Source organism: Pseudomonas putida (genome assembly GCF_028682395.1).
In the GTDB taxonomy this organism is placed as follows: Bacteria; Pseudomonadota; Gammaproteobacteria; order Pseudomonadales; family Pseudomonadaceae; genus Aquipseudomonas; species Aquipseudomonas putida_AB.
Genome location: NZ_JANHLC010000001.1, coordinates 777,010 through 794,693, shown reverse-complemented (window position 1 = coordinate 794,693; position 17,684 = coordinate 777,010). Strand labels below are relative to the sequence as shown.

Genomic DNA, 17,684 nt, shown 5'->3' with positions numbered 1-17,684 from the left:
TCCTCGGCGTCATTCAGTCGTTTCTGGTGGTTGGCCACCAGGCTTGTCGGGCAGCGAGTAGCAAGCCCAGCAGGATAAACCCTCCCGGCACCAGGGTAAGCAGGCGAATACCTTCGCCCGGGGTAAACAGGACCCATCCTCGGCTGGATTGGGCAGCGCCTGTCAGCCATTGCCAGTGAGCCAGCAGCGTACCGTTGCCCAGGGCTTCACGCAGCAGCGATAGTGTCAGCAGCAGGGCGCAGAAGCCGGCCAGGGTGCCAAGGCATTGTCGGGCCGAGCGCGCAAAAAAATAGCTGTACTCCATTAATACTATTTGCAGGCTGACCAGCGGCAGGTACACCGTCAGCGCCTGATGCAACTCCAATGACCAGGCCTGCAGGAGCAACTCGCTGCAACTGACCAGGCTGGCACCGAGCAGGATGCTCGCCAGTAGCCGCTGGGACGGGTGGATCCATCGGCGCAGTGGCCACATCAACAGGGCGTAGCCCGCTATCAGCAGGCAGAAGATCAAGGCGAAGCCGATGGCGGTGACCAGCCAGCCGCTCGTGCCGATCAGCGGTACCAGTAACAGGCTACCGATCACTGCTGTTTCCTTATTCATCACCGGACTCCCTCAACAGTTCCCGGCGCTGCTCGTCGAAATAGCGCAAGGCATCGTGCGTGGCCTGCAGCACGGCACGTGACGTTACCGTGGCCCCGGCCAACTGATCGAATTCTCCCCGATCCTTTTTCAGGGCCCAGCCCGGATCTGTTGGCTCGTTGCGCGATTTGCCCCTGAAGGCCCTCATCCAGGGATGATCTTCCTCGGCGATCGGGCTGCCCAATCCGGGTGTTTCACGCTGGGCCAGGGTTTTGACACCCAGCAGGCGAGCATCGCTGCCAATCGCAATCAGCAAGTCGATGGGGCCTTCGTAACCCTGTGTCCGGCTTTGGAAAAGCACCGCGCTTGGTCGGCCACCAAGGGTGGCCAGCCAGCCTTTACTCAGGCGGCTATTGGCCAGTTGGATATCGTGCAGGGGCAGGGGATGCTCCAGTGGGTGATTGTCGTAGCTGCCGAGGGGCAGCACGGACAAGCGGGCGCGGCTGTCCAGTGCCTGGCGTTGGGTGGCGCTGTAGGGAGCTGTCGCTTGCTGCACGTGCAAGGTGCCTGCAATGCCGAGGCCGGCGAGCATCGCCACGCCGGTCAGGGAAATAATGCGTTTCATGGGCAGGTTGCTCCCTTGCGGGTACTCAGGCGTTCCAGGCTGGGGACGGCGAGGTTCATCAGCAATACGGCGAACGCGAGGCCGTCCGGGTAGCTGCCCCAGGTCCTGATCAGATAAGTCAGCAGGCCGACACCAATGCCAAACAGTAAGCGCGCCAGGGGTGTTTTCGCCCCTGAGAAAGGCTCGGTCACGATAAAAAACGCGCCGAGCAGGCTGGCCCCGTTCAGTAGATGAAACAGTGGCGAGCCGTGGGAGTCCGATCCCGTGCCGTTCCAGCACAGTAGGCTGATCACAAACAGGCTTGCGAGCATGCCGACCGGCGCGTGCCAACTGAACAGGCGTTGCTGCAACAGCAGCAGGCCGCCGGCCAGGAAGGCCAGGTTGGCCCAGACAATACCGCGGCCAAACGCAGGATGGCTGGCGAACAGTTCATCGATGGTCAGGCTCCGGTTGACTCTCAACGCATCCAGCGCAGTGGCCTGGGCCCAAGCATCCGGGCGCAAGGGAGAAAAGTCGAAACCGGCGACCTGCTGCAGGGCGTCGAGAAAACCCAGGCTGTGGCCTGGCCACTGGCTCATGGGTTGCGCAAAGCACACCAGCATCAGGGCATAGCCCAGCATGGCCGGGTTGAAGGGATTTCGACCGACCCCGCCGTACAGATGCTTGCCGAAGAGGAGCGCGGCTGCGCTGGCGCTCAGGGGCAGCCACCAGGGGCAGTAGGGCGGCAGTGCCAGGGCCAGTAAGGTGGCCGTGACCAGTGCACTGCCATCGAGCAGGGTCGTGCGCACGGGCTGTTTGCGCAGGGCCAGAATGCCGGCCTCTACCGCCAGTGCGGCGCTCGCACTCAGCAGCCAATTAAAGACCAGTCCCCAACCATGCAGCCAGAGCAGCACCAGTGCGCCGGGCAGCAATGCCAGCAGCACGAGGCGCATGGCATGGTTGAGGCGTTCATCAGCGGCTGGACTAGGAGGCAGCATGGGCGGTCACCTGTTGTTCCAGTTCCAGCAGACGGTGTTGCGCCTGTTCCAACTGTTGTGGAGAAGTGTGTGTGCTGCGTTGCAGCTTGCTCAAGTCCGCCCGGGCATAGGCCAGTTCGGTCTTCAGTTGGCGCAGTCGGGGATCAATCGGGCGTTTTTCGATGCGGATCAACTCGGGCGCTGGCTTGGCGCTGGCCTGTTCGGCGGCATGCAGGTCCTGCTCGGCCTGGGCGAGGGCGAGGCTCAAGCGGGTCAGTTGTTCCTCGGGCGCACCATGGCTGCGGGCTTTGCTCAGTTCTGCCCGGTGCAGGGCCAGTTGAATCTTGGCACGCTTGAGTCCGCTGTCCTTGGGGGCAGGGGCGGGAGCGCTCTGTTCCAGCTTGGCCAGGGCCCGTTCTGCCGCCTCGAATTGCTGCTGCATGTGCGCCAGTTGTGCGGCCTGTTCGGCAATGGGCGGGTGACCAAAGGCTTTGAGGGATTTGTGCAATTGGGCGCGGCTCATGGCCAGGTCGACCTTGGCTTTCTTCAGGGCCGCATCGGCGGTGGCCTTCTGAGTGTGAATCGGCTCAATCGCGCCCTGGACCGCAGTGCCCGTCGCTTCTCGTGGCTGGGAGGCACGATGGGCGCGGGCCTGGCGCTCGGCAAGCTTGTGCTCTTCTTCGCGGCGCAGGCGTGCCGTGCGCTGCTCATAACGCAGGCGCGCCTGGTTGCGCTTGACGCTGCGTGCACGCAGTTGGGCGGCATCGGCGGCCTGCCCGCCGACGATCGCCACCACCTTGGCGCTTGCCAGCGGATGCATTTCAATACAGTCGACCGGGCACGGCGCGATGCAGAGGTCGCAGCCAGTGCATTCGTCGATCAGTACCGTATGCATCAGTTTCGCTGCACCGACGATTGCATCGACCGGGCAGGCCTGGATGCATTTGGTACAGCCGATGCACTCGGCTTCGCGGATATAGGCGATCTGTGCCGGTGCCGTACCGCGTTCGGTGTCCAGTTCCAGTTCGGGAAGGTGCAGTAGCTCGGCCAACTGGGCGATGGTTTCGCGCCCGCCGGGTGGGCATTTGTTGATGGCTTCGCCCTGGGCGATACCCTCGGCGTAGGGGCGACAGCCCGGGTGGCCGCATTTGCCGCACTGGGTTTGCGGCAGCAGGGCATCGATACGTTGAATCAGGCTCATGGGGCGATCAATCCGTTGAGACCGAGAAACGCCACGCCCAGCAGGCCAATGCTGATCAGTTCTATCGGCAGGCCGCGAAAAGGCAGGGGAACGTCTTCTTGGTTGATACGTTGGCGCAGGTCCTGGTACACGCTTGCCAGCAGCCAGAACCCAAGCCCGGCCCCCAGGCCCAGCGCGCCCGCCCGGGCCAGGCTTGTCTCGGCCTGGGTGTCGAGCAGGGCGAGCCCGAGAATTCCTGCGTTGCTCGCCAGCAGCGGCCAAAGCCCGCTGAAGTCCAGCCTGGGAAACAGGCGCGACAGCAGGGCTTTGCTTGGCTTGATCAAGAGTACGCTGCACGGCAGGAAGACGAACAAGCGCAACGTCGTCAGCTCCAGCGGTAGCAACAGGTAATGGTAGAGCGCGTGATTGAGCACGGTGATCGTCAGCATCAGCCAGGTGGTGGCAAGGCCCAGGGCATGCAGCCGTGCGCGTGAGCCGGTCGCGGCGTGGAGCACCGGGGCTATGCCTAGGGGGAGTTGTACGATCAGATGGTTGATCAGTACGGCGCTGATAAGTGTCAGGAACAGGTCGGTCATGGCGTTGCCGATTGGGACGAGCGGGCGGTTGACTTGGGATGGGGGACATTATCCGGCAAGGATGCGGGGTGTGCCAGGCAGTAAAAAAAACGGCCACCGAACAGGGTGGCCGCTGGGACGCTGGGCAGTGGTCTACTTGATCCGCTGGCCTGGCTTGGCGCCGCTGTCCGGGCTGAGCAGGTAGATTTCTTCACCGCCAGGACCGGCTGCCATCACCATGCCTTCGGACATACCGAAGCGCATTTTACGTGGCTTGAGGTTGGCAATCATCATGGTCAGACGGCCTTCGAGCGCTGCCGGATCCGGGTAGGCGCTCTTGATGCCGGAGAACACATTACGTTGCTCATCACCGATATCCAGGGTCAGACGCAGGAGCTTGTCAGCGCCTTCAACAGCTTCGGCCTTGACGATCAGGGCTACGCGCAGGTCGACGGCGGCAAAAGCGTCAAAGTCGATTTGCGCTGCCAGCGGCTCCTTGGTCAGCTCACCGTTGCCTTTTGGGCCACCGGTATCGGTCTGGCTGGCGACTAGGTCCTCTTTCGAGGCGTCGGTCATGGCCTGGACAGCGGCCGGGTCGATGCGGGTCAGCAGCGGCTTGAACGCGTTCAGCGAGTGATTGCTCAGCAGGCTGGCGTGGTCGTCCCAGGTCAGCGGTGCGACGTTGAGGAACGCCTCGGCATCGGCGGCCAGTTGCGGCAATACCGGCTTGAGGAAGATCACCAGTTGGCGGAACAGGTTGATCCCCAGGGCGCAGACGGCCTGGACTTCATCCTGCTTGCCTTCCTGCTTGGCCAGGGACCAGGGTGCCTTGTCGGCAATCCAGGCGTTGGCACGGTCGGCCAGGCCCATGATTTCGCGCATTGCACGGGCAAAGTCGCGGCCTTCGTAGGCTTCGGCGATGCTTGGTGCGGCGGCGAGGAAGGCGTCGGTCAGTTCCGGTGCGGCATTGCCGGCCACCAGCACGCCGGCGTTGCCTTTGTGGATAAAGCCGGCACAGCGGCTGGCGATATTGACCACTTTGCCGACCAGGTCGGAGTTGACCTTCTGCACGAAGTCTTCGAGGTTCAGGTCGAGGTCGTCGACGCCACGGCCAAGCTTGGACGCGTAGTAGTAGCGCAGGTACTGCGGCGCCAGATGTTGCAGGTAGGTGCGGGCCTTGATAAAGGTGCCGCGCGACTTCGACATCTTTTGACCATTGACGGTCAGATAACCGTGGACATTGATCCCGCTCGGCTTGCGATAGCCGGCCCCCTCCAGCATCGCCGGCCAGAACAGGGCGTGGAAGTTGACGATGTCCTTGCCGATGAAGTGGTACAGCTCGGCCGTGGAGTCCTTGCCCCAGAACGCGTCGAAGTCCAGTTCCGGACGGCGGGCGCAGAGGTTCTTGAAGCTGGCCATGTAGCCGATGGGGGCGTCTAGCCAGACATAGAAGTACTTGCCGGGCTCGCCGGGGATTTCAAAGCCGAAATAGGGCGCGTCGCGGGAGATATCCCACTCTTGCAGGCCTGAATCCAGCCATTCGGCGAGCTTGTTCGCTACGGCGTCCTGCAGGGTGCCGCTGCGCGTCCAGGTTTGCAGCATCTGCTGGAAATCCGGCAACTTGAAGAAGAAGTGCTGGGAGTCGCGGAGCACGGGCGTGGCCCCGGAAATGGCCGACTTAGGATCCTTCAGGTCGGTGGGTGCGTAGGTGGCGCCGCATTTTTCGCAGTTGTCGCCGTACTGGTCCTCGGTCCCGCATTTCGGGCAGGTGCCCTTGATGAAGCGGTCGGCGAGGAACATCTGCTTTTGCGGGTCGAAATACTGGGTGATCGAGCGTGTGGCGATATGCCCGGCATCGCGCAGACGCAGGTAGATCTGGTTCGACAGCTCGCGGTTTTCTTCGGCGTGGGTCGAGTGGAAATTGTCGAAGTCGACCAGGAAGTCGGCAAAGTCGGCGCTGTGTTCGGCCTGGACGTTGGCGATCAGTTGTTCCGGGGTGATGCCTTCCTTTTCCGCGCGCAGCATGATGGCCGAGCCGTGGGCGTCGTCAGCACAGACATAGATGCACTGGTTGCCGCGGTGCTTCTGGAAGCGCACCCACATGTCGGTCTGGATGTACTCGAGCATGTGGCCAAGGTGAATGGAACCATTGGCATAGGGCAGGGCGCTGGTGACGAGGATCTTGCGTGGCTCGGACATGGGGCTCGGCTACTTGAAGTGAAACGGAGGTCGGCCACTATAAAGCGCTGGGAAATATATTTCACCCCGTGAGAGCCAAACCCGGGAAGTCACTTCCAGGGCGTGGTTTTGCAAAACCCTGCTCTGCCAGGGGCAGAAGGGTTAGGATAGTCGGCTGTTTTACTCAGTCTTTTCGGGAGTTGCCCATGAGCGCAGTCAATCGCGCAGCGGTGGAGGCCGTCCTTCGCCAATACACCGACCCTTATTTGAACCAGGACCCGGTCAGCGCCGGGTGCGTGCGTGCCATCGATATCCAGGGCACGCAGGTGAGCGTTCAACTCCAGTTGGGTTATGCCGCCGGTCTGTTCAAGAGCGGCTGGGCGCAGATGCTGCAAATGGCCATTGAAGGCCTGGACGGTGTGAGCGCGGCCAAGGTCGATATTCAGTGTGTGATCACGCCGCACAAGGCCCAGGCCCAGATTCCAGGTTTGGCCAATGTTAAAAATGTCATTGCGGTAGCGTCCGGCAAGGGCGGTGTGGGCAAGTCCACGACGGCCGCGAACCTGGCCCTGGCCCTGGCACGCGAAGGTGCGCGCGTGGGCATTCTCGATGCGGATATCTACGGCCCGAGCCAGGGGGTGATGTTCGGTATTGCCGAAGGTACGCGGCCCAAGATCAAGGACCAGAAATGGTTCGTGCCGATCGAGTCCCATGGCGTCGAAGTCATGTCGATGGCGTTTCTGACCGACGACAACACGCCGATGGTCTGGCGCGGGCCGATGGTGTCCGGCGCGCTGCTGCAACTGGTGACGCAGACCGATTGGGGCAACCTCGATTACCTGGTGATCGATATGCCGCCTGGCACGGGCGATATCCAGTTGACCCTGGCGCAGAAGGTGCCGGTGGCCGGTTCGGTCATTGTCACCACCCCGCAGGACCTGGCGCTGCTGGATGCCAAGAAGGGTGTCGAGATGTTCCGCAAGGTCAATATCCCGGTGCTGGGCGTGGTCGAGAATATGGCCGTGCATATCTGTTCCAACTGCGGACACGCCGAGCATCTGTTCGGTGAAGGGGGAGGCGAGAAATTGGCGACGCAGTATGGTGTCGAGTTGCTGGCGTCGCTGCCGCTGTCGATGGTGATCCGCGAGCAGGCCGATAGCGGCAAGCCAACGGTCATTGCCGAGCCCGATAGCCAGATCGCCATGGTTTATCAGGAGCTGGCGCGCCAGGTGGGCGCCCGTATTGTCCTGCAGGAAGCGGCGGCCCAAGCAATGCCGAGCATTACCATCAGCGACGATTAAGCTGAGCGGGGCAGGCGAGGCATGGCTTCGCTTGTCCGGCCTGGTGGCTGGAGCTAAAAGCCAGGCATAAAAAAAGCCCCGCTTGTTGAGAGCGGGGCTTTCTTACTAAATCAGGACAAGTTAGATAACTTGAACTTCTTCAGCTTGCATGCCTTTCTGACCGCGGGTAGCGATGAAAGAAACCTGTTGGCCTTCTTTCAGGCTTTTGAAGCCGTCGGATTGGATAGCTTTGAAGTGTACGAACAGGTCGTCACCGGATTGTGGAGTGATGAAGCCGAAGCCTTTTTCATCGTTGAACCACTTAACGGTACCGGTTTGGCGATTAGACATGGTGTATCTCCTTGGACAAAGTTAACTGCGACTCAGGAAAAGCCCTGGCCGAGACTGAGTGCAAAGAGCAGGAAAAATTCTTGGAGATGGTTGGATCGAAATTCAACATCGTGTAGAGATTCTCAGTGACACAAGCAGCACAGTGGCGCCACCTTACCCCTTTTTCCGGGACGTGCCAATGGTATCGTTCAGGTTTCTCGGTTTTCATGACTGACGGTTTACTCTGGGGGCCAGCCCCTGTCCCCCGGCGGTCGCAGGGATGGGGCGTTGATGCAGATAAACCGCGCGAGCCTTTGAACCCGGCCGCCGGCCCCGGTAAGATGCCGGACAGAATTTTTCCACCTCGTTATTCAGGACACCCGCCATGAGCATCAAATCGGACAAGTGGATTCGCCGCATGGCGCAAGAGCACGGCATGATCGAACCCTTTGTCGAGCGGCAGATGCGTGGCGAAGGCGCCGAACGGCTGATTTCCTTCGGTGTGTCGAGCTACGGCTACGACGTGCGTTGCGCCGACGAATTCAAGGTGTTCACCAATATCAACTCGGCGACCGTCGATCCGAAGAACTTCGACGAGAAGAGCTTTGTCGACGTCAAAAGTGATGTCTGCATCATCCCGCCGAACTCCTTTGCGCTGGCGCGTACCGTCGAGTACTTCCGTATTCCGCGCAACGTACTGACCATCTGCCTGGGCAAGAGCACCTATGCCCGCTGCGGGATCATCGTCAACGTCACGCCGCTGGAACCTGAGTGGGAAGGCCATGTGACCCTGGAGTTCTCCAACACCACGACCTTGCCGGCGAAGATCTACGCCAACGAAGGCGTGGCGCAAATGCTGTTCCTCGAGTCCGATGAAGAGTGTGAAGTGTCCTATAAGGACCGTGGCGGCAAGTACCAGGGCCAGCGCGGCGTCACCTTGCCACGCACCTGACGAAACGACGGAATTCCTGAGCCGCCAGACACTCTATCGGGTGTATTGGGCGGCCCGCGCAACGTGGCCCCCGCCAACGCTCAGGAGTTCACCATGAAGCTCGATCCCTCCATCAGTGCCTTGCTGGCGCGACTCGAACCCAACCAGGTCGGGCATCTGGCCTGGTCACTGCTGGCGCATCCGCACTCGCACCGCATGACCGGTGGTATTCCCGGCCAACCCGATCCCGACACCCCCAACGAACAGCCCCTGGAGCCCGGCGAGCCGACCTTGCCCGATGAGCCGCCTCCCGTGCCGGTGGCCTGATGCCCGGCGCGTGTAGCTGTCGAGTTACTTCAGGTTGCCGCTGAGGAACTGGCGCAGCCGCTCGCTCTGTGGGTTGCCCAGGACCTCTTCAGGCGGCCCCTGTTCTTCGATCAGCCCCTGGTGAAGAAACAGCACCTGGCTCGACACCTTGCGCGCAAAGCTCATTTCATGGGTGACCATGATCATGGTCCGTCCCTCTTCGGCCAGCCCTTGGATGACCTTGAGCACTTCGCCCACCAGTTCCGGGTCGAGTGCCGAGGTGGGCTCGTCGAACAGCAGCACCTCTGGCTCCATGGCCAGGGCGCGAGCGATGGCCACCCGCTGTTGCTGGCCGCCGGACAGAAAAGCCGGGTATTGCTCGGCGACCCTCGAGGCGAGTCCGACCTTGTCCAGATACCGGCGGGCCCGCTCCTCGGCCGCCTTTTTGCTCAACCCCAGTACCCGGCGCGGAGCCATGGTGACGTTTTCCAGTACGGTCATGTGGCTCCACAGGTTGAAGTGCTGGAAGACCATGGCCAGGCGCGTGCGAATCCGTTGCAGCTCAGCAGCGTCGGCGACTCGCATGCCGTCGCGGTCATTGACCATCCGGATACTCTGTCCGTCCAGGCTCATGGCGCCTTCGTTGGGGGTTTCCAGAAAGTTGATGCAGCGCAGAAAGGTGCTTTTACCCGAGCCGCTGGCACCGATCAGGCTGATCACGTCCCCGGTATTGGCCTTGAGCGATACGCCCTTGAGGACTTCGTGGTCGCCATAGCATTTGTGCAGGCCGTCGATGCTCAATTTGTACATGGATACCTCAAGGTGAAAGTAGATAACCGCGGCGATAGGCCTCGCGCCCCGCGACGTGGGCGACGATCATCCCGGCCGTGGCCATGCGCCGTAGCGACCGGGCGTACAGCAGGCCCGGCTGGCTGCAATGGATCTCGGTGACACGGTCCTCGATCGGGTCGATGACCTGGGCGATCAGTTGACCCGCTTCGAGGTACTCGCCAGGCAGCGCGCAGAACACCAGCAGGCCGCCGACCGGGGTGGCCACCGGTTCGACCCCGGCCAGGGGCGTGGCGGGATAGGCCAGGGGCGGTAGCGCGAGCGGCTCGCCGGCGATGGCGCCAAAGCGGATCAGGTAGTCGACGATAGCCTGGCAGTCGATGCTCGCCAGCCCGTGGTTGACGTCACCCTGGCCTCGCAACTCGACAGTGACCGAAAAGCAGCCCTGGGGAATCGGGAAGCGGTCACCGAAACGCTGTTGCAGGTCCCACCACAGCAGCGTGAAACATTCATCGAACGATTGACCGCCCGAATCGGTGGCCAGCAGGCAGGCCTCGGCCCCGATATAGCGGGCTAGCGGTTCGACCTGAGGCCAGGCCTGGGGCGTGGTGTAAAGGTGGGCGACGGCTTCGAAGTCGCAGTGCAGGTCCAGCACCATATCGGCATCGCAGGCCAGGCGTTGCAGGGTCAGGCGCTGGGATTGCAGTTGGGTATGGCTGGTTTCCGCCGCCAGGGCCTGGCGCAGCGCGGCGCGAATCAGCTGTCGATTGTGCGCCGGGTCGTCAGTGAGGTGGTGTTCGAGTCGATTACCGATCTCGTCGCTCAGGTCGACAAACCAGCGGTTGAAGTTCTGCCCGCTTTCCAAGTCATAGCGCCCCAGCGGAATGTCCAACAGCACTTGTTCCAGGCCGATGGGGTTGGCCACGGGGACCAGGACGATTTCGCTGCGCAGGCGCCCGGCGCTTTCCAGTTCGCCCAGGCGCTGCTTGAGGTGCCAGGCCACGAGCATGCCGGGTAATTCGTCGGCGTGCAGTGATGACTGGATATAGATTTTTCCTTCGCCTTGTTCTGGGCCGAAGTGGAAGCTGTGGATCTGGCGGGCGGTGCCGGGCAGAGGGGCAAGCAGATCGTGTCGCTGATGGCGCATGGAAGAGTCCTAGTGAGCCGGGCCGAGAAACGCCAGCCAGCGGCGCTCGGCCAGGCGGAACAGGCCCACCAGTGCAAAGGTCACGCACAGGTAGATCAGCGCCGCGATGCCGAACGACTGGAAGGTCAGGAAGGTCGCCGAGTTGGCGTCCCGGGCGACTTTGAGGATATCCGGGACGGTCGCCGTAAATGCCACCGTGGTGGAGTGCAGCATAAGAATCACTTCGTTGCTGTAATACGGCAACGATCGGCGTAGGGCCGAGGGCATGATTACGTAGGCGTACAGCTTCCAGCCTGTCAGGCCATAGGCCTTGGCCGCCTCGACTTCACCGTGATTCATGCTGCGGATGGCTCCGGCGAAAATCTCGGTGGTGTAGGCGCAGGTGTTGAGGGCGAATGCGAGCAGGGTGCAGTTCATGGCATCGCGAAAGAACGCATTGAGCACCGGTTGTTCACGGATGGCGGCAATGCTGTAGATCCCGGTGTAGCAAATCAGCAGTTGGATATACAGCGGGGTGCCGCGAAACAGGTAGGTGTAGAACTGCACGGGCCAGCGAATCCGCCGCTTAGGGGAAACCCGGGCGATGGACAGCGGAATCGAGACGATAAAGCCGATGCAGATCGAGGCGCTCAGCAGCCACAAGGTCATGGCCAGCCCGGTGATATGGGTGCCGTCGCTATAGAGGAAGGGGCGCCAGTATTCTTCGAGAAGTTCGATCATCGTACGGCCTCCCGGGCACCGGCGGCATAGCGGCGCTCCAGCCAACGCAGCACCAAGTTCGAGGCGCTGGTGATCAGCAGGTAGATCAAGGCGGCCAGCACCAGGAAGTAGAACAGTTGATAGGTGCTTTTGCCGGCGTCCTGCGCGGCCTTGACCAGGTCCGCCAGGCCGATGATCGAGACCAGTGCGGTGGCCTTGAGCATGACCATCCAGTTATTGCCGATGCCAGGCAGAGCGAAGCGCATCATCTGCGGGAAGACCACCAGGCGAAAGCGCTGGCCGCGCTTGAGGCCGTAGGCGGTGGCGGCTTCCACCTGGCCGCGCGGCACGGCGAGAATCGCGCCACGAAAGGTTTCGGTGAAGTACGCACCGTAGATAAAGCCCAGGGTGATGACGCCGGCGCTGAAAGGATCGATCTCGATATAGTCCCAGCCCAGGGCATCGGTCAGGCTGCTGAGCCAGGTTTGCAGGCTGTAGAAGATCAGCAGCATCAGCACCAGGTCCGGTACGCCGCGAATCAGCGTGGTGTAGATCTGCGCCGGGATGCGCAGGAGGGCGAGGCGCGAGAGTTTGGCACTGGCGCCCAGCAGGCCGAGTAAAACACTGAGCGCGAGCGACAGGACGGAAAGCTTGATGGTCATCCAGGTGCCTTCCAGCAGGATCGGGCCAAAGCCCTGCAAACTGAAGGCGGAGAGCCCGAGGGCATGCAGAAGGTTTTCAAACATGGCTGCGCCTTGGCAATGGAAAAGGCGCCTGCCCAGGGGCAGGCGCCGTGGGCTTACTGACCGCTGTAGAGGTTCAGGTCGCCAAAGTGTTTTTTCTGGATCGCGGCGTAGGTGCCGTCGTCATGCAGTGCCTTGATGCCCTTATCCAGCAACGTCTTCAGGTCCTTGTTGCCCTTGGCGATGCCGATGGCGATTTTGGCCGGCAGCATGTCGCTGTCTACCTGCTTGCTGACCTCGAAATCCGCGCCCTGGGGCGACTTGAGAAAGCCCAGCTCGGCCTGCAGCATGTCCTGGATCGAGGCATCGAGTCGGCCAGACACCAGGTCGGCATAAACCTGATCCTGATTCTGGTAGGCCTGGGTCTTGACGCCGGCCTTGTCCAGCACCGCCTTGGCATAGGCTTCCTGGATGGTGCCCTGTTCATAACCGACGGTCTTGCCCTTGAGCGATTCGGTGGCCTCGCTCAGGCCGGAGCCTTTCTTGAAGACAAATGACGTCGGGCCGGAGAACAGCTCGTTGGAGAAATCGATGACTTTCTCCCGTGCCGGGGTCACGGTCATGGACGAAATCACCCCGTCGAACTTGTTGGCCTTCAGGCCCGGGATCATGCCGTCGAAATCGCTTTCGACCCACTTGCACTTGACCTTGAGTTCGGCGCAGATCGCATTGCCCAGGTCGATATCGAACCCGATCAGGCTGCCATCGGGGGCTTTGGATTCAAAGGGGGCATAGGACGGATCGACGCCGAAACGCAGCTCCTTGTATTCCTTGGCCAAGGCCGAGCCGGCAGCCATGCACAACGCGAGTGCGGAAAGGGTCAGCAATGCTTTTTTCATTCTTTAATCCCTAAGGCCAATGTAAGCGCTGAGGCGCGTAGATACGCGTAGGAAAACGCGTATGACTTTAGGAGGTTAGCAATTTGCGAACCACAGTCCCGAACAGGCGTTTTAATGGGCTGTGCGGGACGAATGAGCGGCATGGCAGTGCAGGGCGGCAGGTTGGGCGCACCAGGTCGGGGCAGGCACTTTGCTCGTCTTGGTGCCATTACGCGTAGGCGCTCAGGCCTGTGTGGGTGCGGGCTTCACATCCCGGCGTAGCGTTATGTAGCAGTGGGCGCGAGGGCCGGCGGGGAAAGCGCAAGGCCTCGGTGCTGCGCTCATGTCGTGCGCAGCCTGGTGGCAGCGGCTACAGGATGGGCCTGTAGCCGCTGTGTTCACTTGCCGGGGACCAGGGTCAGACGGGCCTTGCCATAGACGCGCTCGAAGTTCTGCGGCTGCATCGGGAAGCTGATGTACTGCGCCTTCAGCCAGGCGTCGAGGCCATTGGCGTAGTACGGGCTCGCCGGGTTGCCGGACTGGCCGGCGGCACCCAGCCCCATCAAGGGTTCGCTCTGGCCAAAGTCGACGATCAGGCGCATGACCGGCAGCTGGGTCGTGGCAAAGTCCTGGCCCCAGGCATAGGCGGCGGTATTGAGGGTGTTGTGATCGCCACCGCTGGCCAGGGCTGTGCGCAGGTTTTGGCCGGTATTTCCACGCCACTGGGTACTGTGCAATTTGCCCCATTGCCAAGCCTTGCGGTCGGCGCCCAGTTGGCTGTCGCCTGCGCTGATCGCGGCGGCCAGGCTGCGGGCCAGGACGGCTGGCTTGTCTTCCTTGGCGGCTGTGCGCGGGTTATCCCAGAATGGGCTGTCGTCACGGCCGAGCAGATGGTCGGCCTGGGCCGAGTAGGACACCCCGGCATTGGCCACCAGCGCTTGCCAGGCCGGGCTGGTGGCCGGACCGAGCGTGTCGAGGAAGATCTGCTTGGCACTTTCCTGTAGGAACAGTTCATACAGTGCCGCATCGGCAGACACCGGGCTTAGGCGACCGTCGAACGCCATCAACCGGGTAAAGGCTTCACGAGCCTTGGCGCGCTCGATGTCCGGCAGGGCATCGATGGCGGCCTTGAGTGGCTGGGCCATGCCCGGGGCTTCGAACATGGCCTTGAGCTTGGCGGCGAACAGCGTGGTCTGGTCGTACTGCATCGCGATCAGGCTGCGACTGTCGTGCTTGCCGGCACCCGCCAACTGGGCCAGACGCTCGCCGCGCTCGGGGGCGGACCAGGAATTGGACAGTTGCATGCCGTAACCGGGGGGCACGATGCGCTGGTTGGCAGTGCCCAGCCAGCCCTGGGCCGGGTCCTGGTCGTAGGGGTGGAGCATGGGGTCGGCATAGCCGTCCCAGTCATAGCGACTGTCCCAGCCCGGTGATGGCAGCAGGCCCTGGCCTTCACGGCGGTTGGGGAAGCGGCCGGTGACCTGCCAGCCGATATTGCTGGTGTCGGCAAAGACCATGTTCAGGGCAATGGCGCGGATTTCCCGGGTTGCGTCCGAGGCCTTCTCGATATTCTGCGCGCGACTCAGGTCGAAGAAAGCATCGAGGCTGCGGTCGTCCTTGAAGTCCGGCGTCTGCAGGGCCAGGCCGAATGTGTTGCCCAGGGCCTGCGTCGGGTTGACCGCGGCGCTGTTGAGCAGCGGTCCGTGGCGGGTTTCATAGAGGGCTTCACGAATCGGCCGCTGGCCCTTGATGAAGTAGGTCTCGTTACGCACGGCGGCCGGCTGCCATCGGCCATCGGCCTGGACCATCAGGCGGCTGCCTTCGCGCTTGAGTTTTTCCAGGAACAGGTCCTGGTTATCGCCCATGACTGCTGCGAGGCTCCAGGCAACCTTGCCATTGAAGCCGGACAGCACCATGGGCAGGCCGGCGACGGAAACACCTGCGGCCTGGTATTTCGGCGCGTGGATCTGCACGTAGTTCCAGGCCGAGGGCTGCAGAGGCGCTTGTTGCAGATCGTTGGCCAGGAGGCTCTTGCCGCTTCGGCTACGGGCCGGGGCAATGGCCCAGTTGGTCGAGGCTGGAGCGGCCAGCAGGTTCAGTCGGTTGATCTGGCCGATCACTTGGTCCAGGGCTTCGATGGAGGCGGCTTGCGGCCCCAGACTGAGGCCTTTGAGCTTGTCCGTTTCGGCAAAGGGCAGGGGGTCGTTCGGGTAGCCCGGCAGCAGCCAGGCCAGCTTGTCGGTCCCGACTTTCTGCGCTAGCACCAATCCGGCCAGTTCCTGTTGCAGGTTGGCCGACTGGCTGAAGCTGAGCAGGCAGAAGATCAACGCCGAGTCTTCGGGTTTCCAGTACTCGGGTTTGTAGCCAGTACGGGCCAGGTCGGCCGGCAGTTTGTCGCGGTAGCGGAACAGGTAGGCGTTAACCCCGCGCGCATACACTTCGAAGAAGCGCTTGAGCCTTGGTGACGACGCGTTATACAGCTCGCCGGCGCTCTTTTTCAGGTTGACCGCGCGCATGAAACGGTCGGTATCCAGCGCCTCGGCACCGTTCATTTCTGCCAGGCGGCCCTGGGCCAGCAGGCGCATACCGACCATTTGCCCGATCCGGTCGCTGGCATGCACGTAGCCCAGGGTGAACAGGGCGTCGTGGAAGCTGTTGCTTTCAATCAGCGGCATGCCGAGTGCGTTACGTCGCACGGACACATTCTGGGCCAGGCCCTTGAGTGGCTGCACGCCGGTGGTGGGCACCAGGGTGCTTTGTGCATTCCAGGACTGGCAACCGGCCAGGCCCAGAAAGCCGACCACTGCCGCGGCAACGCCGAACCGGGGGATGTAATGAAAGAGGGCTGGCGAGGCCATGGCAAAGCTCCTGCGGGGGGGTAGCGTCAGTAAAGGCGCTACGTTAGTCAGGGCGCTGCCGACACGCAAGCGGGCGACGTGTTATTTCGCGCGGTGGCCCGCGTGTCGCCGGCTTGCCATGTAAAGGCGTCAGGATTTGGGCGGGTTGATCTTCGCGACCCAGGCGTAGGCGCGCTCGGTGGCCGGGCGCTGCTTGATGCTGTTGAACCAGCGCTCTACGTGGGGGAAGTCCGCCAGGTTCTGGCTTTGCCATTGATGTGAAACGATCCAGGGATAGATCGCCATATCGGCAATGCTGTACTCGCTGCCGGCGACAAAATTGCGGTCGGCCAGGCGCCGGTCGAGCACACCATAGAGCCGTGCGGTTTCGTCGACATAGCGTTTGATCGCGTAGGGAATCTTCTCGGGGGCGAATTGGCTGAAATGATGGTTCTGCCCGGCCATCGGCCCGAGCCCGCCCATCTGCCAGAACAGCCATTGCAGGGCTTCCTGGCGACCGCGCAGGTCCTTGGGCAGGAACTGCCCGGTTTTCTCGGCGAGGTACAGCAAGATTGCGCCGGATTCGAACAGCGACAGCGGTGCGCCACCATCGGCGGGCTGTTGGTCGACAATGGCCGGGATGCGGTTGTTCGGGGCGATTTTCAGAAAGTCAGGCTTGAACTGCTCGCCCTGGCCGATATTCACCGGGTGCATCGTGTAAGGCAGGCCGGCTTCTTCGAGAAACAGGGAGATCTTGTGGCCGTTGGGGGTGGTCCAGTAATACAGATCGATCATGGAGCGCTCCAGGTAGGGGGGCTTTGAGCGGCTGGCTAGGGCTTGTCCCAGCTCATCGGGCTTCGCCAGTTTTACCCCTAATTGCCGCCTGGGTGGAAGCCTGAAAGCAAAACGGCCTGCACAAGGCAGGCCGTTTTCCTACGAGCGTTGCATCACGCGCCGTGGCATTTCTTGAATTTCTTGCTGCTGCCGCACGGGCAGGGGTCGTTGCGGCCGACGTCTTTCAAGGCGTTGCGCACCGGCTCCTGGTGAGCGTGACCGCAATGGGGACCGTGGACATGGCCATGGTCGTGATCATGCGCGTGGTGGTCATGATCGTGGTTGCAGTCGGGGCCATGGACATGGGGTTGCTGGGTCATGCTGGAATCACTCCGGAATAAGATCGCCGGGAATTATCTCGCCATTACGCATCACGTGCACGTCATAGCCGATGAATAATCCGGTTTCGAGCGTGCCTTCGAGCCGGTAGTGCATCGGTTGGTCGAATTTTTCCAGGCGTTTGACGACGCTGCTCGCGTGTCGCCACAGGTTGGTGCGCACCGGCACGGTGAAATAGCCCTGGCTATGGGCGGGTACGGTCAGCCATTGAGTCGAGCGGTCCTCGCTCAGGAGCATGTCTTCGAGCAGAAGGCGAAAGCGCAGGCCGCGCACGGTCAGGTCCGTGTCGTTGGGGTTGTCGATCCGAAAGCTCAGGTTGAAGCGTTGCTCAAGCAGTCTGGCCTTGACCACCTCGACCTTGACCAGGTGCACGCCAGGATCCTGCGGGCCGGCCGTGAGCCAGGCACTGCAGCCTGACAGCAGGAGCGCCGAGAGCAGGCCCAGGGTGGGCAATATCCGTATCCGTGGGTGCATGGTGTTCCTCCGGCCAAGCCGCGAGTCTAGCAAGCAGGCGTAAGGGCTGTGAGGGAAAGTCAG

19 protein-coding genes are annotated in these 17,684 nt (G+C 62.1%); 3 read left to right on the top strand and 16 right to left on the bottom strand.

Annotated features, from left to right (window positions below):
• Window positions 1–13 precede the first annotated feature (13 nt).
• From NPS46_RS03785 to metG, 6 genes are all read right to left on the bottom strand, one after another.
• Entirely contained in the window at window positions 14–601 is a 588-nt protein-coding gene (locus NPS46_RS03785) for an Rnf-Nqr domain containing protein (protein WP_274105049.1), read from the bottom strand.
• Window positions 594–1,205, bottom strand: a complete 612-nt coding sequence (locus tag NPS46_RS03780) for an RnfABCDGE type electron transport complex subunit G (protein ID WP_274105048.1) — start codon at window positions 1,203–1,205, stop codon at window positions 594–596. The genes NPS46_RS03785 and NPS46_RS03780 overlap by 8 nt, the downstream gene beginning before the upstream one ends.
• Complete coding sequence (locus tag NPS46_RS03775; RefSeq protein ID WP_425312677.1) at window positions 1,202–2,182, bottom strand: RnfABCDGE type electron transport complex subunit D; 981 nt, start codon at window positions 2,180–2,182, stop codon at window positions 1,202–1,204. Before NPS46_RS03775 ends, NPS46_RS03780 begins: the two co-directional genes overlap by 4 nt.
• Complete coding sequence (rsxB, locus tag NPS46_RS03770; RefSeq protein ID WP_274105047.1) at window positions 2,169–3,362, bottom strand: electron transport complex subunit RsxB; 1,194 nt, start codon at window positions 3,360–3,362, stop codon at window positions 2,169–2,171. Before rsxB ends, NPS46_RS03775 begins: the two co-directional genes overlap by 14 nt.
• Complete coding sequence (locus tag NPS46_RS03765) at window positions 3,359–3,937, bottom strand: Rnf-Nqr domain containing protein (protein WP_274105046.1); 579 nt, start codon at window positions 3,935–3,937, stop codon at window positions 3,359–3,361. Before NPS46_RS03765 ends, rsxB begins: the two co-directional genes overlap by 4 nt.
• 132 nt (window positions 3,938–4,069) lie before the next feature.
• Entirely contained in the window at window positions 4,070–6,115 is a 2,046-nt protein-coding gene (gene metG / locus NPS46_RS03760) for a methionine--tRNA ligase (RefSeq protein ID WP_274105045.1), read from the bottom strand.
• Window positions 6,116–6,300: 185 nt separating this feature from the next.
• On the opposite strand from metG, the gene apbC reads away from it, so the two are divergent.
• Window positions 6,301–7,395 carry an iron-sulfur cluster carrier protein ApbC gene (gene apbC / locus NPS46_RS03755; RefSeq protein ID WP_274105044.1) on the top strand — a complete coding sequence of 365 codons (1,095 nt, stop codon included), beginning with the start codon at window positions 6,301–6,303 and terminating at the stop codon, window positions 7,393–7,395.
• A 120-nt stretch (window positions 7,396–7,515) separates the two neighbouring features.
• On the opposite strand, the gene NPS46_RS03750 is transcribed toward apbC, so the two are convergent.
• The gene (locus NPS46_RS03750; protein ID WP_002554837.1) at window positions 7,516–7,725 is read right to left on the bottom strand and encodes a cold-shock protein; all 210 of its coding nucleotides are present in this window, start codon (window positions 7,723–7,725) and stop codon (window positions 7,516–7,518) included.
• 364 nt (window positions 7,726–8,089) lie between these two features.
• Here NPS46_RS03750 and dcd point away from each other — a divergent pair, with 364 nt between their 5' ends.
• Window positions 8,090–8,656, top strand: coding sequence for a dCTP deaminase (gene dcd / locus NPS46_RS03745; protein ID WP_274105043.1), 567 nt, complete (start codon window positions 8,090–8,092; stop codon window positions 8,654–8,656).
• A gap of 93 nt (window positions 8,657–8,749) precedes the next feature.
• Window positions 8,750–8,962: a hypothetical protein gene (locus NPS46_RS03740; protein ID WP_274105042.1), complete on the top strand. Its 213-nt coding sequence runs from the start codon at window positions 8,750–8,752 to the stop codon at window positions 8,960–8,962.
• Window positions 8,963–8,986: 24 nt separating this feature from the next.
• Here NPS46_RS03740 and NPS46_RS03735 read toward each other — a convergent pair whose 3' ends face one another.
• From NPS46_RS03735 to NPS46_RS03695, 9 genes are all read right to left on the bottom strand, one after another.
• Entirely contained in the window at window positions 8,987–9,751 is a 765-nt protein-coding gene (locus NPS46_RS03735; RefSeq protein WP_274105041.1) for an ABC transporter ATP-binding protein, read from the bottom strand.
• A gap of 7 nt (window positions 9,752–9,758) precedes the next feature.
• On the bottom strand, window positions 9,759–10,877 hold the full coding sequence (locus tag NPS46_RS03730) for a succinylglutamate desuccinylase/aspartoacylase family protein (RefSeq protein WP_274105040.1): 1,119 nt from the start codon (window positions 10,875–10,877) through the stop codon (window positions 9,759–9,761).
• Window positions 10,878–10,886: 9 nt separating this feature from the next.
• Entirely contained in the window at window positions 10,887–11,597 is a 711-nt protein-coding gene (locus NPS46_RS03725) for an ABC transporter permease (protein WP_274105039.1), read from the bottom strand.
• The gene (locus tag NPS46_RS03720; protein WP_274105038.1) at window positions 11,594–12,322 is read right to left on the bottom strand and encodes an ABC transporter permease; all 729 of its coding nucleotides are present in this window, start codon (window positions 12,320–12,322) and stop codon (window positions 11,594–11,596) included. Before NPS46_RS03720 ends, NPS46_RS03725 begins: the two co-directional genes overlap by 4 nt.
• 53 nt (window positions 12,323–12,375) lie before the next feature.
• Window positions 12,376–13,158 carry a transporter substrate-binding domain-containing protein gene (locus NPS46_RS03715; protein ID WP_274105037.1) on the bottom strand — a complete coding sequence of 261 codons (783 nt, stop codon included), beginning with the start codon at window positions 13,156–13,158 and terminating at the stop codon, window positions 12,376–12,378.
• A 377-nt stretch (window positions 13,159–13,535) separates the two neighbouring features.
• The gene (locus NPS46_RS03710) at window positions 13,536–15,995 is read right to left on the bottom strand and encodes a penicillin acylase family protein (protein WP_274105036.1); all 2,460 of its coding nucleotides are present in this window, start codon (window positions 15,993–15,995) and stop codon (window positions 13,536–13,538) included.
• Between the two features lie 129 nt (window positions 15,996–16,124).
• The gene (locus NPS46_RS03705; RefSeq protein ID WP_274105035.1) at window positions 16,125–16,769 is read right to left on the bottom strand and encodes a glutathione binding-like protein; all 645 of its coding nucleotides are present in this window, start codon (window positions 16,767–16,769) and stop codon (window positions 16,125–16,127) included.
• 152 nt (window positions 16,770–16,921) lie between these two features.
• Window positions 16,922–17,128, bottom strand: coding sequence for an SEC-C metal-binding domain-containing protein (locus NPS46_RS03700; RefSeq protein ID WP_274105034.1), 207 nt, complete (start codon window positions 17,126–17,128; stop codon window positions 16,922–16,924).
• 7 nt (window positions 17,129–17,135) lie between these two features.
• The gene (locus NPS46_RS03695; RefSeq protein WP_274105033.1) at window positions 17,136–17,621 is read right to left on the bottom strand and encodes an LEA type 2 family protein; all 486 of its coding nucleotides are present in this window, start codon (window positions 17,619–17,621) and stop codon (window positions 17,136–17,138) included.
• Window positions 17,622–17,684 lie beyond the last annotated feature (63 nt).